This is a genomic window from Bradyrhizobium sp. U531, from assembly GCF_051710265.1.
In the GTDB taxonomy this organism is placed as follows: Bacteria; Pseudomonadota; Alphaproteobacteria; order Rhizobiales; family Xanthobacteraceae; genus Bradyrhizobium.
The window spans coordinates 1,493,323-1,515,436 of the sequence record NZ_JASVEN010000001.1 but is presented as its reverse complement, the minus strand read 5'-3'; the positions used below and the strand labels follow the sequence as shown (position 1 = coordinate 1,515,436).

The 22,114-nt window shown below is 65.7% G+C and carries 23 protein-coding genes; 15 read left to right on the top strand and 8 right to left on the bottom strand.

Annotated features, from left to right (window positions below):
• Positions 1-10 precede the first annotated feature (10 nt).
• From QRQ56_RS07500 to QRQ56_RS07475, 6 genes are all read left to right on the top strand, one after another.
• The gene (locus tag QRQ56_RS07500; protein WP_438738802.1) at positions 11-805 is read left to right on the top strand and encodes an enoyl-CoA hydratase/isomerase family protein; all 795 of its coding nucleotides are present in this window, start codon (positions 11-13) and stop codon (positions 803-805) included.
• Positions 806-816: 11 nt separating this feature from the next.
• Positions 817-2,070, top strand: coding sequence for a CaiB/BaiF CoA transferase family protein (locus tag QRQ56_RS07495; RefSeq protein WP_438738800.1), 1,254 nt, complete (start codon positions 817-819; stop codon positions 2,068-2,070).
• A gap of 48 nt (positions 2,071-2,118) precedes the next feature.
• Complete coding sequence (locus tag QRQ56_RS07490) at positions 2,119-3,111, top strand: Bug family tripartite tricarboxylate transporter substrate binding protein (protein WP_438738798.1); 993 nt, start codon at positions 2,119-2,121, stop codon at positions 3,109-3,111.
• 229 nt (positions 3,112-3,340) lie between these two features.
• Positions 3,341-3,823 (top strand): tripartite tricarboxylate transporter TctB family protein, encoded by a 483-nt coding sequence (locus QRQ56_RS07485; RefSeq protein WP_438738796.1) that lies wholly within the window; start codon positions 3,341-3,343, stop codon positions 3,821-3,823.
• Positions 3,824-3,834: 11 nt separating this feature from the next.
• The gene (locus QRQ56_RS07480) at positions 3,835-5,370 is read left to right on the top strand and encodes a tripartite tricarboxylate transporter permease (RefSeq protein ID WP_438738794.1); all 1,536 of its coding nucleotides are present in this window, start codon (positions 3,835-3,837) and stop codon (positions 5,368-5,370) included.
• Positions 5,367-6,371, top strand: coding sequence for a 4-hydroxythreonine-4-phosphate dehydrogenase PdxA (locus tag QRQ56_RS07475; RefSeq protein WP_438738792.1), 1,005 nt, complete (start codon positions 5,367-5,369; stop codon positions 6,369-6,371). The genes QRQ56_RS07480 and QRQ56_RS07475 overlap by 4 nt, the downstream gene beginning before the upstream one ends.
• Positions 6,372-6,402: 31 nt before the next feature.
• On the opposite strand, the gene QRQ56_RS07470 is transcribed toward QRQ56_RS07475, so the two are convergent.
• Entirely contained in the window at positions 6,403-7,146 is a 744-nt protein-coding gene (locus tag QRQ56_RS07470) for an SDR family oxidoreductase (RefSeq protein WP_438738790.1), read from the bottom strand.
• 357 nt (positions 7,147-7,503) lie between these two features.
• Between QRQ56_RS07470 and QRQ56_RS07465 the strand changes: the two genes are divergently transcribed.
• Complete coding sequence (locus QRQ56_RS07465) at positions 7,504-7,992, top strand: DUF417 family protein (protein WP_438738788.1); 489 nt, start codon at positions 7,504-7,506, stop codon at positions 7,990-7,992.
• 162 nt (positions 7,993-8,154) lie between these two features.
• Here the strand turns inward: QRQ56_RS07465 and QRQ56_RS07460 are convergent, their stop codons facing one another.
• Together QRQ56_RS07460 and QRQ56_RS07455 are read right to left on the bottom strand one after the other, a co-directional pair.
• Complete coding sequence (locus QRQ56_RS07460) at positions 8,155-9,231, bottom strand: methyl-accepting chemotaxis protein (RefSeq protein WP_438738787.1); 1,077 nt, start codon at positions 9,229-9,231, stop codon at positions 8,155-8,157.
• 195 nt (positions 9,232-9,426) lie between these two features.
• Positions 9,427-10,947, bottom strand: coding sequence for a glucosyltransferase domain-containing protein (locus QRQ56_RS07455; RefSeq protein ID WP_438738785.1), 1,521 nt, complete (start codon positions 10,945-10,947; stop codon positions 9,427-9,429).
• A gap of 208 nt (positions 10,948-11,155) precedes the next feature.
• On the opposite strand from QRQ56_RS07455, the gene recJ reads away from it, so the two are divergent.
• The 3 genes from recJ (at position 11,156) to QRQ56_RS07440 (ending at position 14,778) form a co-directional block, all read left to right on the top strand.
• A complete protein-coding gene (gene recJ, locus QRQ56_RS07450; protein WP_438738783.1) occupies positions 11,156-12,997 on the top strand; it encodes a single-stranded-DNA-specific exonuclease RecJ in 1,842 nt (613 codons plus the stop codon).
• Positions 12,998-13,061: 64 nt separating this feature from the next.
• Complete coding sequence (locus tag QRQ56_RS07445; RefSeq protein ID WP_438738782.1) at positions 13,062-13,871, top strand: SDR family NAD(P)-dependent oxidoreductase; 810 nt, start codon at positions 13,062-13,064, stop codon at positions 13,869-13,871.
• A gap of 109 nt (positions 13,872-13,980) precedes the next feature.
• Entirely contained in the window at positions 13,981-14,778 is a 798-nt protein-coding gene (locus QRQ56_RS07440) for an aldolase (protein WP_438738780.1), read from the top strand.
• A gap of 126 nt (positions 14,779-14,904) precedes the next feature.
• Here the strand turns inward: QRQ56_RS07440 and QRQ56_RS07435 are convergent, their stop codons facing one another.
• Positions 14,905-16,134, bottom strand: coding sequence for a lytic murein transglycosylase (locus QRQ56_RS07435; RefSeq protein ID WP_438738778.1), 1,230 nt, complete (start codon positions 16,132-16,134; stop codon positions 14,905-14,907).
• A 125-nt stretch (positions 16,135-16,259) separates the two neighbouring features.
• On the opposite strand from QRQ56_RS07435, the gene QRQ56_RS07430 reads away from it, so the two are divergent.
• From QRQ56_RS07430 to QRQ56_RS07420, 3 genes are all read left to right on the top strand, one after another.
• Positions 16,260-16,514 (top strand): hypothetical protein, encoded by a 255-nt coding sequence (locus QRQ56_RS07430; RefSeq protein ID WP_438740108.1) that lies wholly within the window; start codon positions 16,260-16,262, stop codon positions 16,512-16,514.
• 61 nt (positions 16,515-16,575) lie between these two features.
• Complete coding sequence (locus QRQ56_RS07425; protein ID WP_438738777.1) at positions 16,576-16,827, top strand: hypothetical protein; 252 nt, start codon at positions 16,576-16,578, stop codon at positions 16,825-16,827.
• Positions 16,828-16,911: 84 nt separating this feature from the next.
• Positions 16,912-17,100 carry a hypothetical protein gene (locus tag QRQ56_RS07420; protein ID WP_438738775.1) on the top strand — a complete coding sequence of 63 codons (189 nt, stop codon included), beginning with the start codon at positions 16,912-16,914 and terminating at the stop codon, positions 17,098-17,100.
• Positions 17,101-17,107: 7 nt separating this feature from the next.
• Here QRQ56_RS07420 and QRQ56_RS07415 read toward each other — a convergent pair whose 3' ends face one another.
• A complete protein-coding gene (locus QRQ56_RS07415; protein ID WP_438738774.1) occupies positions 17,108-17,629 on the bottom strand; it encodes a MarR family winged helix-turn-helix transcriptional regulator in 522 nt (173 codons plus the stop codon).
• 54 nt (positions 17,630-17,683) lie between these two features.
• Here QRQ56_RS07415 and QRQ56_RS07410 point away from each other — a divergent pair, with 54 nt between their 5' ends.
• Together QRQ56_RS07410 and QRQ56_RS07405 are read left to right on the top strand one after the other, a co-directional pair.
• Positions 17,684-18,163: a carboxymuconolactone decarboxylase family protein gene (locus QRQ56_RS07410; protein ID WP_438738771.1), complete on the top strand. Its 480-nt coding sequence runs from the start codon at positions 17,684-17,686 to the stop codon at positions 18,161-18,163.
• Between the two features lie 22 nt (positions 18,164-18,185).
• Positions 18,186-18,680 (top strand): cupin domain-containing protein, encoded by a 495-nt coding sequence (locus tag QRQ56_RS07405; protein ID WP_438738769.1) that lies wholly within the window; start codon positions 18,186-18,188, stop codon positions 18,678-18,680.
• Positions 18,681-18,701: 21 nt separating this feature from the next.
• On the opposite strand, the gene QRQ56_RS07400 is transcribed toward QRQ56_RS07405, so the two are convergent.
• From QRQ56_RS07400 to efp, 3 genes are all read right to left on the bottom strand, one after another.
• Positions 18,702-19,688, bottom strand: coding sequence for a DUF808 domain-containing protein (locus QRQ56_RS07400; protein ID WP_438738767.1), 987 nt, complete (start codon positions 19,686-19,688; stop codon positions 18,702-18,704).
• Between the two features lie 84 nt (positions 19,689-19,772).
• A complete protein-coding gene (locus QRQ56_RS07395; protein WP_438738766.1) occupies positions 19,773-21,395 on the bottom strand; it encodes a M23 family peptidase in 1,623 nt (540 codons plus the stop codon).
• A gap of 15 nt (positions 21,396-21,410) precedes the next feature.
• The gene (efp, locus tag QRQ56_RS07390) at positions 21,411-21,977 is read right to left on the bottom strand and encodes an elongation factor P (protein ID WP_015686372.1); all 567 of its coding nucleotides are present in this window, start codon (positions 21,975-21,977) and stop codon (positions 21,411-21,413) included.
• Positions 21,978-22,114 lie beyond the last annotated feature (137 nt).

Genomic DNA, 22,114 nt, shown 5'->3' with positions numbered 1-22,114 from the left:
ATATGAGGAAATGGACCCGGCGGCGCAGGCGGACGACCTCGTTTTTGAATGCAACGATGGGATCGGGTGGATCACCTTCAACCGCCCCCAGGCCCGCAACGCTTTTACTTTCGCGATGTATGAGCGCCTCGCCGGGATCTGCGAGGAAGCCAACCGCGACCATTCGATCAAGGTGCTGGTGCTGCGCGGGGCCGGCGACAAAGCCTTCGCTTCGGGCACCGACATCAACCAGTTCCGCGAATTCAAGACACCCCAGGACGCGATCGACTACGAGAACCGCATCGATCGGGTTCTGACCACGCTGGAACAGTGCCGGGTGCCGACCATTGCGGCGATCAACGGGTTCTGCACGGGCGGCGGGGCGGGCATTGCCGCGGCGTGCGACCTGCGCATCGGCACGCGGAGCGCCAAGCTGGGGTTTCCGATCGCCCGGACGCTCGGCAACTGCCTGTCGATGTCCAATGTCAGCCGTCTCACCGCGCTCATCGGCGCCGCGCGCGTCAAGGATCTGATCTTCACGGCGCGTCTGGTTGACGCCGCGGAGGCCGCCAGTGTCGGGCTGCTCGGCGAGGTGGTCGAGGATCTCGCCGCACTGGAGAAGCGGGCCGAGGAGGTCGCCCGGCTCCTCGCCAGTCATGCGCCGCTGACGCTGAATGCGACCAAGCAGGCGGTGGCCCGCCTGCAGAAGCGGCTGACGAAGGACGAGGGCGAGGACCTCATCCTGATGTGCTACACGAGCCAGGACTTTCGCGAAGGGCTCGATGCTTTCCTCAACAAGCGCGCGCCGCAATGGCGCGGCCAATAGGACGCCCCCTGATGCAAAGCTCGCAATCCGGCTCCCGCCGTTCGGGACCGCTGGCCGGCCTCAAGGTCATCGATCTCACCCATGTCATGGCGGGGCCGACCTGCACCCTGATGCTGGCCGACATGGGCGCCGACGTCATCAAGATCGAGAAATCCCCGAACGGCGACGACACCCGTCATTCGGTGCCGCCCAAGATCGGCGATGAGGCGGCGTCCTTCCTGATGATGAACCGCAACAAGCGCGGCATCGTGCTGGATCTCAAGACCGAGGGCGGCAAGCAGGTGCTGCGGCGGCTGATCGCGGATGCGGACGTGTTGGTCGAGAATTTTGCGCCGGGCGCGATGGAGCGGCTCGGCTTCGGCTATGAAGAGCTGCACAAGCAGCACCCCTCGCTGATCTACTGCTCGCTGTCGGGCTTCGGACGCACCGGCCCCTACAAGCATCGCCGCGGCTTCGATCTGGTCGCCCAGGCCATGAGCGGCATCATGAGCTTCACCGGCGAGCGCCCGGATGGCCCGCCCGTGAAATGCGGCCCGCCGCTGTCGGACATCACCGCCGGCCTGCTCGCGAGCATGGGCATTCTTGCCGCCTACACACATCGCCTCAAGACCGGGGAAGGGCAGTGGGTCGAGACCTCGCTCTACGAGGCCGCCCTGGTGCAGACTTATTGGCAGTCGACCATCGCGCTCGCCGCGGGCACTGCGCCGCGCGCGATGGGCTCGGCCCATCCGCTCAACGCGCCGTATCAGGCGTTCGAGGCCTCGGACGGCTGGCTCGTGGTCGGCGGCGCCAACAAGAAGCACTGGCTCTTGATGCTGGAGGCGCTCGGCGCCAGCGAGCTGGCCGCCGATCCGCGCTTCGTCAACGGCTCCGACCGCATGGCCAATCTGAAGGAGCTCGAAGCCGTCCTCAGCGAGCGCTTCCGCACCAAATCGCGGGCGCATTGGCTCGCGGCGCTGGACGAGAAGGGCGTGCCGTGCGGCCCGGTGCACGACATGCTGGAGGCGCTCAGTGATCCCCAGACGCTGGCGCGCGACATGGTCGTCGAGGTCGATCATTCCACGCTCGGTCCCGTGAAGACGATCGGGCTTCCCGTCAAGTTCTCGGAGACCCCGGGCAAGGTGCTGTCGGGCGCGCCGGTCTACGGCGAGCACACAAGAGAGGTTCTGGCCGAGCACGGCTTCGACCAGACGCAGATCGAAGCGCTCGAAAAAGAAGGCGCAATCGTTTCGGCCCGGGAACGACGCGAGGAACGCGTCGCCTGACCGGACCGTCGATAAGACAACAAAGACAAAAATCAGCTGGAGGAAATCATGGGTCGGCCGTCAACGTTTCTGCTCTCCGCAGCCGCAATTGTATTTGCCGGCACGATGCCGGCGCTCGCCGCCTGGCAACCGCAAAAGCCGATCGAGTTCGTCGCCACCGCCGGCCCCGGCGGCGGCACCGACAACCTCGCCCGCGCCGTGCAGAACATCATCACCAAGCACAAGCTGACCGAGCAGCCGATCGTCGTCGTCAACAAGGGCGGCGGCAGCGGCGCGGAAGGCTATGTCTACGGCAAGGCCTCGGCGGGCGATCCCTACAAGGTGATCTTCGGCACCTCGAATGCCTGGCAGCAGCCGCTCGTCTCCAAGGTCGCCTTCAACTACACCGATCTCACCCCGATCGCGGCGATGGCGCAGGACGAGTTCCTGCTCTGGGTCAAGCAGGACGCGCCCTACAAAAATGCAGGCGACTATCTGAAGGCCGCCGCATCGGGCGAGTTCAAGATGGGCGGCGCGCAGTCGAAGGACACCGACGAGGTCTTGACGCGCATGATCGAGAAGGCCAGCAAGGTCAAGCTGACCTACATCCCCTTCAAGAGCGGCGCCGAGACTGCCGTGCAGCTCGCCGGCGGACACCTCGATTCCCACGTCAACAATCCCAGCGAAAGCCTCGGGCAATGGCGCGGCGGCACGCAGCGACCGCTCTGCGTGTTCAGCCCCAAGCGGCTGCCGCAAGGCGCCAAGGTCACGGCGACGGAAGGTTGGGGCGACGTTCCGACCTGCGTCGAGCAAGGCCTCGACATCAAGCAATATGAGCAGCCGCGCACGGTGTGGCTGCCCGGAAAGGTCACGCCGGACCAGGCCGCGTTCTATGTCGACCTCATGAAGAAGGTGCAGGCGACGCCGGAGTGGAAGGACTACATCGAGAAGACCTCGCAGGTGGACACCTTCCTGACCGGCGCCGAGTTCGACAAGTTCATCAAGGAGGATCTCGAGCACGTCAAGCAGGTCGCGGGCGAGCAGGGCTGGCTCGTCAAGTGAGGCGGGACGCTCGCATCGTGCCACACGCTCCGCTGTCGTCCCCGCGAACGCGGGGACCCATACCGCGTGATCTCTCGATGTGCATTGGTCGTCATACCGACGTGGCGTCGTATCGTCGTCAATCTGCTCCCGGGGTTATGGGTCCCTGCGTTCGCAGGGACGACACCGAGCGCTGGGAAAATGCTTGGGTCACACTCGACCACAATACGCCGCCGCAGCGGAGCCCCCGATGATCTCGCGCCGCGCGCTCGAACTTGCGACCGCAATCCTCACCGGCGGCTTTGGTGTCGCCGTCGTGGTCCAGAGTCTCGACAACGGCATCGGCTGGTCGAGCGCGGGCGTCGACGCCGGGACGTTTCCGTTCCTGACAGGCAGCATCATCGTGCTCGGAAGCCTCTACAATCTGGTGCGGGGCGTGCTGCCGATGGCGTCCCTGGCTCACGTGCCAATCGCGATCACACAGGTCGAGCTGCGCCGGCTCGCCGGCCTGTTCGTGCCCGCCGCGATCTTCGTCGCAGCGATCCCGCTTGCCGGGATGTATGTCGCCTCGGCGCTCTACGTCTTTGCGGTGCTGGCGATCCCGCGGCACCAATCGGTGCCGCGCGCGCTCGCCATGGCGGGGGCAACGGCAGCGGCGCTGTATGTTGTGTTCGAGCGCATGTTCCAGGTCAGCCTGCCGCATGGCGCGCTCGCTGCCGCCCTTGGCTTCTGACGGAGAGGCCGATGGATAATCTCGGGGAACTCCTGCACGGCTTCACCATCGCAGTTACGGTGCCGCATCTCGCGCTGATGGTGGTCGGCGTGCTGCTCGGCATTCTCGTCGGCGTGCTGCCGGGGCTGGGCGCCCCCAACGGGGTGTCGCTGCTGCTGCCGCTGACCTTCGGCATGCAGCCGGTGTCGGCGATCATCCTGCTCTCCAGCATGTATTGGGGCGCGCTGTTCGGCGGCTCCGTCACCTCCATCCTGTTCAACATCCCCGGCGAGCCCTCGTCGGTCGCCACCACCTTTGACGGCTATCCGATGGCGCGCGACGGCCGGCCGACCACGGCGCTCGCCACCGCCTTCGGCTCGGCCGCGTTCGGCGCGCTGATCGGCGTCATCCTCATCACTTTCCTGGCGTCCTGGGTAGCGCAGGTCGCACTCGCCTTTGGACCGGCGGAATATTTTGCGGTCTATTTCCTGGCCTTTGCCAGCTTCGTCGGCATGGGCGGCGCCGCGCCGGTCAAGACAATCGTGGCGCTCGCGATCGGCTTTGCAATCGCGGCGATCGGCATCGACACGGTCTCCGGCAGCGTCCGCCTCACCATGGGCGTCGACGAGCTCGTGAAAGGCGTCAACTTCGTCGTCGCGGTGATGGGCCTGTTCGGCATCGGCGAGCTGCTGGTTGCGGTCGAGGAGGAGTTTCACGCCCGCGCGGTCTCTTCCAAGATCGATTGGGCCGAGGTGTTTCGCGCCGTCGGCCGCCTGCCGCGGCATGGCGTGGCGCTGCTGCGGAGCGCCGCGATCGGCTGCTGGATGGGGATCACGCCGGGCGGCCCGACCGCGGCATCGTTCATGAGCTACGGCATCGCCCGCCGCTTCTCGCGTCGTGGCCGCTATTTCGGCACGGGCGAGGTCGAAGGCATCATCTCGCCGGAGACCGCCGATCATGCCGCCGGCACCAGCGCGCTGCTGCCGATGCTCTCGCTCGGCATTCCCGGTTCGGCGACCGCGGCCGTCATGATGGGCGGGCTGATGATCTGGGGCCTCAATCCCGGGCCGATGCTGTTCGTCGACCAGAAGGATTTTGTGTGGGGCCTGATCGCCTCGATGTATGTGGGGAATATCGTCGCCGTGGCCCTGGTGCTGCTGACCGTTCCGGTCTTTGCCGCCTTGATGCGGATTCCCTTCGTGGTGATCGCGCCGCTGATCGTGATCATTTGCGTCGTCGGCGCTTATTCCGTCTCGAACTCCTATCTCGACGTGGTCATGATGCTCGGCTTCGGCGTCGTCGGCTATCTCTTCAAGAAACTGTTCTATCCGCTGGCGCCGCTCGTGCTCGCCATCGTCATCGGCGACAAGGCCGAGGACGCGTTCCGGCAGTCGATGCTGATGTCGAAGGGGTCCCTTGGCATCTTCTTCGCCAACAAGCTGGTGACATGCCTGATCGTCGCCGGCATCGCGCTGTTGCTGCTGCCGCTCGTGCTGCAGCTGACGCGCCTCTGGCGCAAGCCCGCATCGCCCACGGCCGAGACGGCCCAGGAGAAAGTGATCATATGACCGCAAAGCCGCTCGTTGCGCTGGCGATGGGAGATCCCGCCGGCATCAGCCCGGAGCTGACGGCGAAACTCCTGGCCGAGAGTGACATCCGCGCCCGCTGCCGGCTCGTCGTGATCGGTGACCGCCGCATCTTCGACGAGGGGATGCGTATCGCGGGCGTCAAGCCGGAGCTGACGCCCGTGGAGCAGGGCGCTGACCCGCGCGCTGCAGAGGGTGATGCGCTATTTGTCGATCTCCGCCATCTCGCCCTCGCAGAGGTCGAGCCGAAAACCGCGACGCTGGCCGGCGGTCGGTTCGCGCTCGCCAACTACAGGCATGCGCTGGAGCTTGGTCGCGACGCGCGTGTCGATGCTGTCTGCTTCACCCCCTTCAACAAGCAGGCGATGCGGCTTGCCCGCGCCGGATATGATGACGAGATCGCTTTCTCCGCGGAGGTGGTCGGCCTCAAGACGCCTGCCAGCGAATTCAACGTGCTGGGCGAACTGTGGAACGCGCGGGTCACCTCACACATTCCGCTCCGGGATGTCGCCGAACGGCTGTCGAGCGAACGCATCCAGCGCGCGCTCGAGCTGACCGATGCCTGCATGCGCAAGGCCGGCTTCGCGCAGCCGCGCATCGCGGTCGCCGGGCTCAATCCGCATGCCGGAGACGGCGGCAATTTCGGCCGCGAGGAGATCGACATCATCGCACCCGTGGTCGCGGACGCGCAGCGCAAGGGCATTGTCGCGGAGGGACCGTTTCCCGCCGATACCGTGTTTCTGCGCGCCAAGGGCGGCGCGTTCGACGCGGTGCTCACGATGTATCACGACCAGGGCCAGATCGCGATGAAGCTGATGGGCTTCGATCGCGGCGTGACCTTGCTCGGCGGCTTCCCGTTCCCGATCTGCACGCCCGCGCACGGCACCGCCTACGACATCGCGGGCCAGGGCATCGCCTCGATCGGCGCCAGCCGCGCCGCCGTGCTGCTGGCGGCGGAGATGGCGGGGCGCCGCGCCGGCTGATCGTGCAGAAACGGCGAAGAGGACGTCCGTCTCAGAGGCTCGCGAGCCATGTTGCGAGCGGGATCTTCCCAAGCCGGGCTTCGCCGAGCGGGTTCAGCGATGCATCGTCGATGGGGGCGCCGTAGTAGGACGCCTTTGCGTCTCCGATCACTGGCCGGGCGTCGCCGGACGCTTTCAGGCGGCGCGCGATGAATTCGTTGAAGGGAGCTTTCTCCGGCCCTGCGATATCGATCGTGCCGTTGAGCGGCTTGCCCGTTGCGACCTCTGCCAGGCGATCGGCCACGTCCTCGGCCGCGATCGGCTGAAACTGCGCCGAGGGAACGACGATCTTGCCGTCAATCGCGCCCATTTCGCCGATGGCGCCGAGGAATTCGAAGAACTGGGTGGCGCGCACGATCGAATAGGGGACTGCAGAGGACTTGATGATGGTCTCTTGGGCCAGCTTGGCTCGGAAATATGCAATGTCGGGCGACCGCTCCGTCCCGACGATCGACAGTGCCACGTGATGCTTCACGCCCGCGGCCGCTTCCGCCGCGACGAGATTCTTGCTCGAACGCGTGAAGAATTCGAGCACGGCGGCGGGCTCCCAGGACGGCGCGTTGGCGACATCGACGACGACATCCGCGCCCGCCAGCGCCGCAGCGAGGCCTTCGCCGGTCACGGCGTTCACGCCCGATTTGGGCGAAGCTGCCAGGGCCTCATGGCCGTGTTGCTTGAGCTGTGCCACGAGCTTGGATCCGATCAATCCGGTGCCGCCGATCACGACAATCTTCATGGCCTATCTCCTCAACGTTACGGGCCGCGATGATGAGGGCTGGTTCCTGCTCTCGCGCTCACGCCCATCAGGATCCCGAGCCCATACTAGCAGAGCCGTGAGGCTCTCTCGCCCGAAACAGGGGTTCCTTGTCGAAATCGCCCGAGAGAATGCGTTGGAACCTGAGGTGGAAAGATGCCGTCCTCCCAGGGATGTCGCACAGCGACTTCGGTCGACCGCCGTCTGGGAGCGTTCACACTGCACGCACGCTCTTGTGAGAGGCGGGTCGGCAGATGACCGTAACGCCGGGGTCAGCCGACCGTAGAGAGCGATGGCGAGGGCTGGTTCAATCAAACGTCAAGGGAAGAAGTGCCTCAAATGAGCATATCGTTCAATGTCGCCGAAAAGGGAAGCGGCTCCTACCGGCCGCTGGCCATCCTGCGTTGGGTCATGGTCGTGATTTTCATCTCGTTCGGCATGCAGAAATTCACGTTGCAGTCGGCCCAGGGGATCGCCCAGTTCATCACCAACAGCCCGTTCGTGTCGTGGCTGTCGCTGTTCGGGCTCCGTGGCGAGGCCTATCTTCTCGGCATCGTCGAATTCGCGATTGCGGGCCTGCTCGCGGCCGGGGCCTTCAGCCCCATGCTGTCGGCGCTGGGCTCGCTGATGGGCATCGTCACCTTTGCGGTGACGTGGTCGTTCTTCTTCACGACGCCGGGCGTGGTGAAGTGGAGCCTCTCGACCGATCCCATGGCGTGGAATCTGGCGGGCGAGTTCCTGTTCAAGGATATCGTGCTGCTGTGCGTCTGCGCCGTTCTTTTTCTGGCCTCGCTTCCGCGCACGGCTGCGCAAACCTCGACGGCCTGAAGGCATTCTCGCCAGGATCGAGCGTCGCCTATCGCCGGTGTTTTGCCCGACGGGTCAAAGCACTTGGCGAAGCATTCTGGCGATTGAAAAACAGCAATGAAAACAACCCCGAGCCTACTGTGCATGGGGTTGTTTTCGCAATTTTGAAGTCGGCCTGCAGGCTCACGCCCCGCAGACGATCACGCCGTACCAGCCGAGGCCCCGATAGGTCTCGTAGCCCGGCGTCGCATGGAAGGCGACCAGCGCGCCCGTGCGGTCGTGATAGAAGCCCGAGCGCTGGCCGTTCAGCGAGATCGAGATGCGCTCGCTGAGGATGCCCTGGCCGTCGGAGGCGGCGATGACGCGGAAGTTCGAATCGACCAGCAGCACGCGCGCCTTGTCGGTGTCGCCGATGCGCACGCCCTGGACGATGGCGCGGGCCTGCGGCTCCCAGTCGAAATGGATGGCGAGCACGCCGATCGGCGCGCCGTTGGCCTGGCCGCCGGCGCGGACGCTGGCGCAATAGGTCGCGACCTGTGCATTGCCGAGCAGGGGCTGGTTCTCGACATCGCCGGCGACATAGTCGTCGCCGGAGCGCAGGCCCTTCGCCTCGCGAAACCATTTGGTGTGGGCGACGTTCTGGCCGACGGCGCGGAAGCGGTCGGCGCGGCCGTTGGCAATGACATTGCCGTCGAGGTCGCAAAGCCAGAGATCGAGATAGACGGTATAGGCGCCGAGGATGACGCCGAGGCGCTGCGAGGCGTGGGAGACGGCAGCGGCGCTCGGAGAGGCCGCGCAGTCGACGACGGCGGAATCGGTCGCCCACCAGCGCACGTCGCAGGTGCGTTCATAGAGGTTTCGGTCGATCAGCTCGATCGCGTTCAGCGACAGATCCATCATCCGCTCGCCGCGCGAACGCTGGCTCATGCGGTCGATCGAGGAGACGAGGTCGCCGGTCCGCTTCGTCAGCTGGCTTTCGAGCTCGCGGGCGATGGTCTCGACCTGCTGGCCGACGCCGCGCACCTCCTGCGCCACCACCGCAAAGCCCGCGCCTTGTGCGCCGGCGCGCGAACTCTCGATCAGCGCGTTCAGCGCCAGCATCTTCATCTGGTTGGTGATCTGCTGGATCGCCTTGGTCTTGTCGACCGCGATCTGGTTGACCTCCGCGGTCAGGCGATTGATCAGCGCGGAGATGTCGGAATCGTCGTCAGCGGGTTCGGCGGCAATCGGCTTGGCTTTCAGACCCAGCGCAGCAGACATCGGGGATTTCCCTTTGGCAATGAGGTCTGATCTGCAACGAACCCGGAACTACAAATCACAGATCGAATACGATTCTTTTTCGAAGATTCCGCCTAACGCCTGCTTAATTTGCTGTTTTGCGGGCTGCTCAAATGATAGTCAGCCCGCGCAACAAAGCGGCAATCCGGGCGCCGGCGCGACCCGCGTTTCGCGAGATCAGCGGGACTGAGGAAGGCAGACAACGGCCAGCTCTCGGATCAGGCCGACCGAACCTGGCGCCGGCCAGACCGCCCCGTGCCCGCAATAGTCGATCGCGGTTTGCCATTGGGCGTCCGTCGGCGACGCGAAGCGGTAGCCGGTCGCTTGCTCGAACAGCCCCAGCTTGGACCACGGCGAGCCGAGACCGGATGTGTTCATGTCGACAGACGACGTCCGCAGCGCAAGAGGATGGGTCTTCCGACGACCGACGACAGCCAGCGATGTTACCTGGCCGAAGGCGGGCTCGGCTTCAAGCCGCGCGATGATGCGGCTTGCTTCCTGATGATCCCACAAATTCATGCGCCGCTGATCGAACAGGATCGAGGCATCGGCCCCAACGTAACCCGCGACGACAATGGCAAATGCGACGGCGAGACAGAGGCTCAGCTTGGCGAACGCGGATCGAAAGCCGAGCACGCCGAGCGCCGCGATACATAGCGCGACCGGCGACAGCAGTCTCGGCGCGAGCGAGGCGACACCGCCGATGAGTGGGGCAACCACGGCACACGCCGTCGCAAGCACGATGACCTGTGCCGCAACGAGCGCTGCGACAATGCCCCGTCGCTGCCGGATCATTCGCAGCAGCAGGAGGACGCCGAGCACGAGCGCGAGGACTGCCACGATCGAAATCGCGGGGATCGCGTCCTGCGCCGGCAGAAAGGAAATCCGCATCGCCGCCCCGAGCGTGTGAAGCTTTTGAGAGAGATCCGGTGAACCGGAACGAAAGGCCCTCCCTGAAGCAACCGCAGGAAACAGATGCCTGGTCGCCATCAAGCACAGCACATAAACGGCGAGGCCGGCCAGCAGCACAATCGTGCGGCGCACGAAACGACCGAGCAGAACCGAAAGCCCGGACTTCGAAGCGGTACCGCGGCTGAGGTCAGCGACGAGGACAAGCAGACCTGCTGCAGCAATGTGGCCGATCACGACCTGATAGTTACCCAGGGCAAGGACGACGGCTCCGATAGCAAGGGAACGCCAGTGCCAGGACGGCGGCGCGCGATAGGCGCTCCATACAGCCACCGCCGCGCAGAAGACGGCCAGGACCGTCGCGAAGGTGACTTCGCCGTAATAGAAATATTCGGTGGCGAAGGGATGCAGCGTGAACAGTGCCGCAAATGCGAATGCTTCTTGCGGCCTGATATCCTCGATGATCGCGGCCGCGAAGATGAAGCCAGAAATGATGAAAAGCGGAACCGACAGCGACATCGACGCCGACATGGATTCGATCGGCAGGAACCCGATTTGCGCCTGCAGCCACCATATTGCCGCACGAACGAAGCGCCCGTCGCTGAGCGAATAGGCGATTTCGCCGCTGAACGACTTCCGGGCGACGTCGTAGCTGTCGATGGAGTACATCGGCGCAAACAGGGCCTGGCCACGCGCGATGATGTTGAGAGCGAGCGTGGCCCAGAAGGGGATTGCGAACCGCGAGACCGCGTCCTTTATGACGCCGGCGTCCAAGGTTGCGGCCTGCATGATTGCCCCTGCGGATGTCGATCCGACGGGATATCAGCGCGTTCCGATGGGCCGAAATACGGGGCTTTTCAGGAGATGCTGTGCAGAGCGGGTGGATTCCGGCGTCCCGCCAGATGCCGAAAATCCCGGCTCCGCTGTGCAAAACCCGTCGGCCGCGGCATCGGGTGATTGCCCCATGTGCTACCCTCGTCGTACGGACTGAAGCAATATGGCTCCTCCTGCATCGGCACTCCCCGTCGAGACGCCCCAGGCGTTCCTGGGCGTCGCGCGCTCGCTCACCGACAAGGTCTGGCGCGACCGGCTGGATGCGCGCGGGGCGGCCAAGGCGCTCGCCATCGTGCAACAGCACCAATTGCCGGAAATGCTGGCACGGGTGCTGGCCGGCCGCGGGGTGGAGATCGACGCGGTCGCGGACTTCCTCGATCCGACCATACGCAAGCTGATGCCAGATCCGTTCACGGTGACGGAGATGGAGTCCGCCGCCAAGCGCATCGCCGATGCGGCGGCGAAAGGCGAGACGGTCGCGATCTTCGGCGACTACGATGTCGACGGCGCGACCTCGTCGGCGCTGCTGGCCTGGCATCTGCGGCATTGCGGGCTGGATCCGCTGATCCACATCCCCGACCGCATCTTTGAGGGCTATGGCCCCAACGTCGAAGCTGTTCGTGGCCTTGCGGCCAAGGGCGCAACGCTGCTCGTCACCGTCGATTGCGGCACCACCAGCATCGAGCCCCTGGCTGAAGCCAAGCGCCTCGGCATGTCCGTGGTCGTGATCGACCATCACCAGGCCGGCACGGAGCTGCCGGAGGTGGATGCGCTGGTCAATCCGAACCGGCTCGACGATCTCTCCGGCCTTGGCCATCTCGCTGCCGTCGGCCTGGTGCTGGTGACGCTGGTCGCCGTCAATCGCGAGCTGCGCCAGCGCGGCTTCTGGAATTCCGAGATGCCCGAGCCCGATCTGCTGGGCATGCTGCATCACGTCGCGCTCGGCACGGTCGCCGACGTCGCGCCGCTGATCGGCCTCAACCGCGCTTTCGTCGCCAAGGGCCTGATCGCAATGCGCCGGCGCGACCATGTCGGCCATACCGCGCTGATGGACGTGGCGCGGCTCAATGGCCCGCCGGAGGCCTGGCACCTCGGTTTCATGCTGGGCCCGCGCGTCAATGCGGGGGGCCGTATCGGCCGCGCCGACCTCGGCGTGCGGCTGTTGCTGGAGGGCGACAGCGTGGAGGCCGCGCGGATCGCCGCCGAGCTCGATCGCCTCAACAGCGAGCGCCGCGTCATCGAGCAGGCGGCGGAAGCGCAGGCCGAGGCCGAGGCGCTGGCCTCGATCGGGCTGGAGGACAAGCTCGGCGTCATCGTCACGGCCTCCGAAGGCTGGCATCCCGGCGTGGTCGGGCTCGTCGCCTCGCGGCTGAAGGAGAAGTTCTCGCGGCCGGCCTTCGCCATTGCGCTGGAGCCCGGCGGCATCGGCACCGGCTCGGGCCGCTCGATCGCCGGCGTCGATCTCGGCAAGGCGGTGCGGCAGGCGGTGACCGACGGCATCCTGCTGAAAGGTGGCGGTCATGCGATGGCCGCAGGCGTCACGCTGCGCAAGGAGAAGCTCGCCGAGTTCCGCGCCTATCTCGAGAACGCGCTGGCGCAGGACGTCGCCGAGGCGCGCCACGTCAACGAGCTCTATATCGACGGCGCGGTCTCCGCGCGTGCGGTGACGACGGAGCTTGCGGCGACGCTCAACCGCGCCGGTCCCTTCGGCAGCGGCAATCCGGAGCCGGTGCTGGCGCTGCCGGCGCATCAGCTCGTGTTTGCCGACGAGGTCGGGCAGGCGCATCTGCGTCTGCGTTTCAAGTCTGGCGACGGCGCGATGGTCAACGGCATCGCGTTCCGTTCGGTCGGCCAGAAGCTCGGCAACGCGCTGCTCGCCAATCGCGGCCAGCAATTGCATGTCGCCGGCTCGCTCTCGGTCGACCGCTACCAGGGCGCCGAGCGGGTGCAATTCCGCGTCGTCGACGTTGCGCTACCCGACCAGGGGCCATCCGTGATCAGATAACGCAAGATCCGGCGAGATCATCCGTCAAGAATGGCTCGCTCAAACAACAAGAATGGGAGTGAACATGTCAGGGCAGGTTGAGGGCAAGGTCGCGCTGGTGACAGGCGGCGCCTCCGGTATTGGCGAGGCCATCGTCGAGCTGTTCGCGCGCGAGGGCGCAACCGTCGTCATCACCGACATCGACGAGTTGCGCGGCCCCGAGTTCGCCAAGCGCGTCACCAAAGCCGGCGGCAAGGCAATCTTCCTGGAGCAGGACGTCACCTCCGAGGAGCGCTGGATCGAAATCGTCGCAGATGTTGCCAAGCGCTACGGCCGGCTCGACATCATGGTCTCCAATGCCGGCATCGGCATTGCCGTGCCCTCGATCGTCGACATGACGCTATCGGACTGGCGCAAGCAGAACGCGATCAATCTCGATGGCGTGTTTCTGTCGGTGAAGCATTGCCTGCCCCTGATGCGCAAGACCGGCGGCGGTTCGATCGTCATGATGTCCTCGCTCGCGGGCCTGCGCGGCGCACCGGGGCTGTCGGCCTATTCGCTGACCAAGGGTGGCGTGCGACTGTTCGCCAAATCGATCGCGATGGAGTGCGCGGCGGCCGGCGATGGCATCCGCGTCAACTCGGTGCATCCCGGCATCATCGACACGCCGATCTGGGGCAAGATCCCGACCGGGGCGGCCGGCGCGGGCCAGAATGCGCCGATCGATCCGGAGGAGCGGGCCAAGGTCGCAACCCCGCTCGGCCGCGCCGGGCAGGCTGCCGAGATCGCCTCGGGCGTGCTGTACTTGGCCTCCGACGCCTCGCGCTACGTCACCGGCAGCGAGCTCGTCATCGACGGCGGCATGAACGCCGGCGGCGTGCCGCGGCGGCAATAAGCCGCCGCGCGGGCTGCGAAGGGCAGGGTGGCGCCCGCGGGGGCTGACGCATCGGCGTCGGCCCTGTAGAACGCGGGGAGCTTTCCGACCGACAAAGGTGTCCTTCGCCATGGCGCACAGCCTTCAATCGTCCTCGTCCGCACCTGCGCCGTTCCGCTCGAACCGGCCGGACCTCGCCACCGATGCGATCCGCACCGCGCGGGAGGATCTGGCGGCCTGCTTCCGCATGGCCGCGCGCAACGGCTTCGAGGAAGGCATCTGCAACCATTTCTCGGCCGTCGTGCCGGGCCATGACGATCTGTTCCTCGTCAACCCCTACGGCTACGCCTTTCGCGAGCTGACCGCCTCCAGGCTGCTGATCTGCGATTTCAATGGCAACGTGCTCGATGGCGAGGGCGTGCCCGAGGCCACGGCCTTCTACATCCATGCCGAGATGCACAGGTTGCTGCCGCGCGCGAAAGTCGCCTTCCACACCCACATGCCCTACGCGACAGCGCTGTCGATGACCGAGGGCGACCCCCTGATCTGGGCGGGCCAGACCGCGCTGAAATTCTATGGCCGCACGGCGGTGGACCGCGACTACAACGGCCTCGCACTCGACAACCGCGAGGGCGCGCGGATCGCCTCAGCCGTAGGCGATGCCGATATCGTCTTCATGAAGCATCACGGCGTGATGGTGCTGGCGCCGACCATCGCGGAAGCCTGGGACGATCTCTATTATCTCGAACGCGCCGCCGAGGTTCAGGTGCTGGCGATGTCGACGGGACGCAAAGTGCTACCGGTCGATCCCGCGATCGCGGCCGAGACCTACCGGCAGATGCGCGAGGGCGATTCCGAATCCGCGCGGTTGCATCTCGCCGCGGTCCGGCGGCAGCTGGATGCGGAGGAGCCGCAGTATAGGCATTGAGATGTCATTCCGGGGCGCGCGAAGCGCGAGCCCGGAATCCATCGTGCAGCAAGCGATGCGGTTAAATGGATTCCGGGCTCGCGCCAAGTGGCGCGCCCCGGAATGACGGCGTTAGACAGTGTCGCGCTACGACCCCTGCCGCAGCTTCGCCAGTACCTTCAGCCCGCCATAGCCGTCCGCCGGCGCGATCCCGGCGCGCTGCTGGAAATCCTTGATCGCCTTCATGGTGTCGTTGCCGACGCGGCCGTCGGTGCCGCCGGTGTCGAAGCCGGCCTTGGTGAGGCGTGTCTGCATCTCCTGCACCTCGGCCAGCGTCAGCGCGCGCTCGGAGCCGGGGAAGGGCTGAATGAACGGTGGCCCGCCGAGGCAGCGGTCGCCGAGATGGCAGATTGCCAGGGCATAGTTCATGGACGGGTTGTAGCTTTTCACCGAGTAGAAATTCGGTCCGAGCAGAAATGTCGGCCCGCCCGCGACCGGCGTCCACATCTGCGCGGATGCGTTCGGCTGCGGAAACGGCTGGCCGTCGGCGCGGGTGACGCCGGCCGAGGCCCACGCTGCATAGGTGCGGCTGCCGCTCATGTTGCCGGACGCGCGGACCTCATAGCCCCAGTGCTCGCCGCGATGCCACTTGCCGCGATTGACGAGGTATTTGGCGGTCGAGCCCAGCGCGTCGTCGGGCTTGCCGAACGGCGAGACCTTGCCGTCGCCGTCATAGTCGATGCCGACGTTGAGCCAGACTTCCGGCATCCATTGCGAATGACCCATGGCGCCGGCCCACGAGCCCTTCATCTCCTCGGGCGTGCTCCAGCCCTTGTCGACGATGCGCAGCGCGTTGATCAGCTCGGTCTCCCAATAGGCCTTGCGGCGCGGCTCGTTCCAGGCGAGCGCGGCGAGCGATGGAAACACCGGCGTCATGTGGTTCTGCTGCACCAGCGGATCGCCATAGGCTGACTCGACGCCCCACAGCGCCAGCAGCGTGCCGCGCTCGACACCGAAATCGCGCTCGACGCGCGCGAGCAGCGCCTCGTTGTTCTTCAGCGCGATCTTGCCGTTGATGATGCGCCAGTCGGAGACGCGGCGGTTGATGTACTGCCAGACCTGCTCGTGGAATTCGGGCTGGTTGCGCATCTGCTTGAACACGCTCATGTCGGGTTCGACCCGTCCCATTGCGCGTTGCCAGGTCGAGGCCGAGATGCCCTTGGCCATTGCCCGGGCGCGAAAACTCTCGCGCCATTCGTCGAAACCCGCCGGCGCGGCGAGGGCGCCTGCCGGTGACGCCAGCAGGGCGGCAGCCCCGAGCGTTGATTTCAGCAGGGCGCGGCGGGTGTGACGGGGTGGGGAATCAGCGTGCTTCATGGCGCCATTCTAGCGGCAAACGAGGACCATGTGAGTCGGTTCCGGGAGAGCCGGGAACAGGCATTTCCCCGGAACAAAAGGTCGCAGTCCCGCATTCCCCTTCGCAGGACAATGAGGAGGATATGATGAGGAAATATCTGTTTGCCGCCGCCATGGTCACCGCCATCGCAGCTCCCGCGTTCGCCGATGAAGTCGGCGTGCGCGTGGGTCCGGTCGGCGCCGGCGTCACGGTCGGCCAGTCTCCGGACTATCGCGTTCGCGAGCGTGACCGCACCACGGTCATCAGGGAGCGCGAGCCGTCGAGCCGCACCACCGTGATCAAGAAGGAAGATGAATTCGGCAATCGCAGCAAGACCGTGATTCATCACGACAACGACTGACGGAGACAGGCCCCGGCTTGAAGCGCCGGGGCCGCTTCGTTCATCGAGAATTCGGGGTGGAATGAAGATACGCGCGCATGCGGAAAGCCACGTCGTCGAACTCGATGACGGATCGCAATGGCAGATCTTCCCCGGCGATCTCGCGACCACGCTGAGCTGGAAGCCCGAAACCGATTTGCATCTCGAGCAAAGCGATGATCGGGTGAGTTCGCATGTGCTGGTGAATGGCGCGGACCAGAGCCGCGTCCGGGTGATCGCGGCGGGCGAGGCCTGGCCCGCCGGCGAGGTTAAGAAAGTGTTGAAGGGCGGGTAGCCCACACTCGCACGTCCCCGGTATCCCCAACTTTAAGCGTGTGGCTTTACGGTCGGTTCGCTTCCGTTTGCGCATGATGCGCGCATGAGGGAGCTGTTCGATATCATCCGCACCAATCCCTGGCCGTTCGGCGCCGGGCTTTTCGTCGTGATCCTGATGGTCATCGCCGAAAACTTTGGTCGCGGCATTCAGGGCGGCGACGGCGGCAGCGGGGCCGATTTCTTCGACGCCGCCGGCTGCGACGGCGGGGGAGACGGAGGGGGCGGCGACTGATCCTCGCCTAGTCCTCCTGCAAATCCGTTGCGACATTGGCGAGCCAGCGGCGAATGCTCGCCTCGGCCTTGGCATCCAGTCCCCCGGCAAGCCGCTTCTCCAGCGCGATCACGCGCTCCCTGCACGCCTTCAGCAGCGTCGTGCCGCGCCTGGTGAGCTTCCATTGCTGGATGCGGCCATGGACGGGATGAGGCGTCATCACAATCGCGCCGTCGCGTTCGAGATTGCGGATGATGACCCCGACCGTCTGCGGGGTGAGGAAGGTGAGGCGGGCCACGTCGGCGCCGGACAGGCCGGGATAGGCATTCAGCATCGTCAGCACGGCAAATTGCGGCGAGGTCACGCCGAGATCGGCGAGCGTCCGCTCCATCGTCAGACGGACCGCGGCATGGGCCTGGCGCAGCAGATAGCCGAGATAGCCGTCTTCGCCGCGCTTGCCTTCGCCGGGGGGCGGGACGTGGACGGCCTCGGACGCGGCGGATTTGGCGGGGGATTTCGATCTCGTGATGGCGGGCGACTTGCGCAACATATAAGGGCTCTTATAAGATGTAAGCAGTCTTATAATAACACGAGGTGAACCGCAATGTCACACGCCCGCAGCGAATATGAGGATTTCAAGCGGATCGCGCCCGATGCGTATGATCTGGTGCTGGCGCTGGGGCAGTTGGCGGCCAAGGCCGGCCTCGACAAGCAGCTCCTCGAGCTCGTCAAGCTGCGGGCCTCGCAGATCAATGGCTGCGCCTTCTGCGTGCAGCATCACATCCTGCTGTCGGAGCGCATCGGCGTGCCCGTGGACAAGCTCAATCTGGTCGCGGTCTGGCGCGAGGCGCCGATCTTTTCGCCGCGCGAGCGGGCTGCGCTGGCCTGGGCCGAGGCGCTGACCTTCCTGCCTAACGGTGTCAGCGACGAGGTCCATGCGGAGGCTGCCCGCGAATTTTCCGAGACCGAGCTGATGTACCTGACCTCGGCGGTCGCCTCGATCAACGTCTGGAACAGATTTGGTGCGGCCTTCCGCTGGACCCCGCCGATGCGACCGGCGGCAGCGCTGGCTGCTGCATCCTGATCAGCACGAAGGGAAGATTGTCATGACAGCAATGAGATTGGGCCTTCCGCAGCCATCGCGCGCGATGGCGCTGGCGACCGTCGCCGGGCTTGCCTGCGCGCTTGCGATCGGCAAGGCGCTGCCGGTGACGATGGATACCGTATCCGGTGTGCTGGCCCCGCTTTGCGCCAATGCGGCGGAAAGCTCGCCGCTCGACAAGGTCGAGGTGATTAATTCCTACGCTCTGCCGAACGTACCGGGCAAGCGGGTCACCATCGTGCGCGTGTTCTACGGTCCCGGCGGATTTTCGCGGCCGCATCGTCACGCAGGCTCCGTCACCGCCTACATCACCAAGGGCGAGATCCGCTCCCAGCTCGGCGGCGGTCCGGTCGAGACGTTCGGCGTCGGCCAATCCTTTTTCGAGCCGCCGGGCTCGACGCATATGGTGTCGGCGAATGCGAGCACGACGGAGCCGGCGGAATTGATCGCGGTGTTCGTGGCGGACGAGGGCGCTCAGCTCACGACATTGTTGGAGTAGCCAGTACGTGGGCGGTTGCGGTCAGGCCGACCGCAATCGCTTCAGCCGTTTCCAGGCCGGCGCGATAACATATTCGACCGCCGGGATCGCAAGCGCCCCGATCATCAGTCCAAGCACGCCCGAGATGGCCGCCTCGACCGACCATTCGATGATGCCGGCAACGGATGGAAGGGCGTGTCCGGCAGCTTCGGTCGCGGCATGGACCATGCGGCCGACCGCGGGCGGGCCGTATTTTTCGACGCCGTGCAGGATGATGCCGCCGCCGACCCAGATCATGGCGGCCGTTCCGATGGTGCTCAGCACCGTCAGGAAGGGCGGCATGCTGCGCACGAGCGCGCGTCCAATCGCGCGGATCGCGGTGCCAATGATCGAGCCGCCCTCATAACGCGCCAGGGCCAGCCCTGCATCGTCCGCCTTCACGATCAGGGCCACGACGCCGTAGACCCCGATCGTGATCCCGAAGCCGACCAGAGCCAGCACCAGCGCCTGCGTCCAGATGTTGCCCGGGGGAATGGCCGCCAGCGTGATCGCCATGATCTCCGCCGACAGGATGAAATCCGTCTTGATGGCGCTTGCGACCTTCTCGTCCTCGACCGACCCGGCATCCGCGGCCGTCGGCTGGAGTTCGGCGTCGTGATCGTGCGCATGGTGCGGCATCACGGCTTCGAGCACCTTCTCGGCACCCTCGTAGCAGAGAAACGCGCCGCCCAGCATCAGCAGCGGCGTGACCGCATCGGGAAGGAAATAGCCGAGCAGCAGGGCGATCGGCAGCAGGACCAGCAATTTGTTGCGCAGCGATCCGACCGCGATCTTGCCGACGATCGGCAGTTCGCGTTTCGAGGCAAAGCCGATGACGTAGTTCGGCGTGACGGCTGCGTCGTCGATCACCACGCCGGCCGCCTTTGCGCCCGCCTTGGCGGCCTGGCCCGCGACATCGTCGAGCGAAGCCGCCGCCACCTTCGCGATCGCCGCGATATCGTCGAGAAGACCGATCAGTCCGACACTCATCAACCCGTCCCTTGTTCGTTCGAGCCGGCGGTGTCCGCGACTGCACGCACTTGCACCGCCCTTCATTTGGAAGCGAGCAAGCGCTCAATTCTCGTCGCCGCCCGCTCCCTCGCGGAGGTCCGGCTTGATCACGTCCTCCGGCAGCGCATGGGCGACCGGTTGGGCCGTGACCGCGATCTCCGGGCCGACCTCGCGGCCACGGGCGCGGATCAGGCGTTCATAGGCGGAAACCAGGGTGACGTAGGGGCTGACCCAGATCCAGCCGTCGCGCGTGAACACCTGCACATCGAAATGCAGGTGCATCGAGGTTCCCGCGGGATGGTCGAGATAGTTGGAGATCACGCCGATCTTCTCGCCTTCGGTGACGACGCGGCCGTTGAGCACGCCGTCGGCATTCATCGCCTGCGGGTTCATGTGCATGTAGCGGAAGCGGATGTGCTCGGTGCGACTGTTGACCTGAAGCGTTGCGGCCTGGTCCTTGGATGCGCGGATCACGATCGCGTCGCGCACGGCGACGACGGCGCGCTGCTTGGGATCGCAGGGCTCGCGGCCTTCGCCGGGAGGCGGGCAATCGGCCGCGCGGATGTCTTCGCCCTGGTGGCCGTAGCCTCCGCCACATTGCCACACCTCGAAACTGCGCGACTCGCAGAAATTGTCGCGCCAGGTATAGGCGGTCGGACCATCGCTCTTGTCGCGCTTGCCGTAGGATTGCGAGCGCACGAAGGCGGGCGACTTTTCGAGCGGAAAGCGGATCTGGGCATAGGCCATCGCGTCGGGATGGCCGCCCAGCTTGCGGTAGCCCGTGTTCGGGATGATGTCGCCGCTCGGCCGGTAGCTGAAGTCCGCTGAACGCTCCAGCGGACGATCGAGGACGTTGGAGGCAATGTCCGTCAACGGCCGCGCGCGCTGACCACCGGCGACGCGGAGGGCCTTCAGGAAGCGCTCGGCGACCGGATAGGCTTCCTTGCAGGCCAACCGCCGTGGCTTGGCGACGCTGTCGAGGCACTGGACCGAGACCACATAGGCGACGCCGAAGCGGCTGAAGGCGTAGCGCACATAGCCTTCGCGGATGAATTTGCGTAGGTCCGGGTAGAGCGCTGCGAGCGGCTTGACCTGCTCGCCCTTGCCGCCGGAGGGATCGGCGATGTCGTAGACGAGCGCCGATCCCGTGATCTGCACTTCGACCGGCTTTGCGAACACCCGGGCCGGCATGCCTTCGCCGGCGCCGGGCTCCAGCGAGAAGGTCGCGCTGTAGCCGGCGGGGCCGGCATCGAACATGTCGACGGGATTGAAGTCCGCCTGGTAGCGCGACAGCGCGAGCACGGCCTGCGTGCCGCTGCGCTGCGCCTCGAGATAGGTGGCGGCGTCGAACGGCAACAGCACCGGCACCGGGCTGCGGGTGATGCCCGTAAAGAAGCGCGAGGAGATCGCGTTGAGCTGCACCAAGGCAGGCGTCGCGCGCGGATCGTAGCGCGGCACCGAACGGCGGGGCACGAAGACGAAATCGTCCGCGACGCGGGGGCGGGTGTTGATCTCGGTGCGGAGCTGGTCGAGCGCTGCGCGCCAGTCGACGCGCAGGCCCGTGAGCGAGGGACTGCGGAATTCATCCGCAGCCAGTGACGAGGCGGTGAAGAGCGAAAGCGACGCCAGAAAAAGCGAGACGAAGCGGAAACTCTTCCCAACCACTGTCTCGCCCCCCGGCGGCACCTGCCTCGATCCCTCTTAGTCCTTGGCGCGCTCGGAGTAGGAGCCGTCTTCGGTCATCACCACGATGCGGGTGCCGACGGCGATGTGCGGCGGCACGGTGGTGCGGACGCCGTTGGAGAGCACCGCCGGCTTGTAGGACGACGAAGCCGTCTGGCCCTTGGTCACCGGCTCGGTCTCGACCACTTCCAGCGTCACGCGCTGCGGCAGCGCGAGCGACACCACGTTGACGTCATGGGTCGACAGCTTGACGGTCATTTCCGGCTGAAGATAGGCGGCGGCGTCACCGACGACGTCCTTGGAGACCTGGACCTGATCGTAGGTCTCGGGGTTCATGAAGTGGTAGCCGTCGCCATCCTCGTAGAGGAAAGTGAAGTTGCGCTCTTCGATGGTGGCCTTCTCGACCTGGTCGGTGGTCTTGTAGCGCTCGGAGATCTTTACCCCGTCCGAGATTCGGCGCATTTCGATCTGGCTGACCGGGGTGCCCTTGCCGGGATGGATGTTCTCGGCGCTGACGACGACATAAAGCTTGCCGTCTTGCTCGATCACGTTGCCCTTGCGAATAGAACTGGCGATGACTCTCAAAGCTATATTTCCTGCTTGCTTGGCCCGGCTCCGGCCAGGACGTGGTCAAATTGATGGGGGACCTGGGGCCTCAAATCAGACCTCGGCGCCCGTTTCGGGCCGCAACATACGCATTTTGTCGTTGAATGCCAGCATTT

Bases quoted from the DNA above. Each gene is read 5' to 3' on its own strand.
- QRQ56_RS07500 (WP_438738802.1), top strand. From the start codon at position 11: ATGGACCCGGCGGCGCAGGCGGACGACCTCGTTTTTGAATGCAACGAT.
- QRQ56_RS07495 (WP_438738800.1), top strand. From the start codon at position 817: ATGCAAAGCTCGCAATCCGGCTCCCGCCGTTCGGGACCGCTGGCCGGC.
- QRQ56_RS07490 (WP_438738798.1), top strand. From the start codon at position 2,119: ATGGGTCGGCCGTCAACGTTTCTGCTCTCCGCAGCCGCAATTGTATTT.
- QRQ56_RS07485 (WP_438738796.1), top strand. From the start codon at position 3,341: ATGATCTCGCGCCGCGCGCTCGAACTTGCGACCGCAATCCTCACCGGC.
- QRQ56_RS07480 (WP_438738794.1), top strand. From the start codon at position 3,835: ATGGATAATCTCGGGGAACTCCTGCACGGCTTCACCATCGCAGTTACG.
- QRQ56_RS07475 (WP_438738792.1), top strand. From the start codon at position 5,367: ATGACCGCAAAGCCGCTCGTTGCGCTGGCGATGGGAGATCCCGCCGGC.
- QRQ56_RS07470 (WP_438738790.1), bottom strand. From the start codon at position 7,146: ATGAAGATTGTCGTGATCGGCGGCACCGGATTGATCGGATCCAAGCTC.
- QRQ56_RS07465 (WP_438738788.1), top strand. From the start codon at position 7,504: ATGAGCATATCGTTCAATGTCGCCGAAAAGGGAAGCGGCTCCTACCGG.
- QRQ56_RS07460 (WP_438738787.1), bottom strand. From the start codon at position 9,231: ATGTCTGCTGCGCTGGGTCTGAAAGCCAAGCCGATTGCCGCCGAACCC.
- QRQ56_RS07455 (WP_438738785.1), bottom strand. From the start codon at position 10,947: ATGCAGGCCGCAACCTTGGACGCCGGCGTCATAAAGGACGCGGTCTCG.
- recJ (WP_438738783.1), top strand. From the start codon at position 11,156: ATGGCTCCTCCTGCATCGGCACTCCCCGTCGAGACGCCCCAGGCGTTC.
- QRQ56_RS07445 (WP_438738782.1), top strand. From the start codon at position 13,062: ATGTCAGGGCAGGTTGAGGGCAAGGTCGCGCTGGTGACAGGCGGCGCC.
- QRQ56_RS07440 (WP_438738780.1), top strand. From the start codon at position 13,981: ATGGCGCACAGCCTTCAATCGTCCTCGTCCGCACCTGCGCCGTTCCGC.
- QRQ56_RS07435 (WP_438738778.1), bottom strand. From the start codon at position 16,134: ATGAAGCACGCTGATTCCCCACCCCGTCACACCCGCCGCGCCCTGCTG.
- QRQ56_RS07430 (WP_438740108.1), top strand. From the start codon at position 16,260: ATGAGGAAATATCTGTTTGCCGCCGCCATGGTCACCGCCATCGCAGCT.
- QRQ56_RS07425 (WP_438738777.1), top strand. From the start codon at position 16,576: ATGAAGATACGCGCGCATGCGGAAAGCCACGTCGTCGAACTCGATGAC.
- QRQ56_RS07420 (WP_438738775.1), top strand. From the start codon at position 16,912: ATGAGGGAGCTGTTCGATATCATCCGCACCAATCCCTGGCCGTTCGGC.
- QRQ56_RS07415 (WP_438738774.1), bottom strand. From the start codon at position 17,629: ATGTTGCGCAAGTCGCCCGCCATCACGAGATCGAAATCCCCCGCCAAA.
- QRQ56_RS07410 (WP_438738771.1), top strand. From the start codon at position 17,684: ATGTCACACGCCCGCAGCGAATATGAGGATTTCAAGCGGATCGCGCCC.
- QRQ56_RS07405 (WP_438738769.1), top strand. From the start codon at position 18,186: ATGACAGCAATGAGATTGGGCCTTCCGCAGCCATCGCGCGCGATGGCG.
- QRQ56_RS07400 (WP_438738767.1), bottom strand. From the start codon at position 19,688: ATGAGTGTCGGACTGATCGGTCTTCTCGACGATATCGCGGCGATCGCG.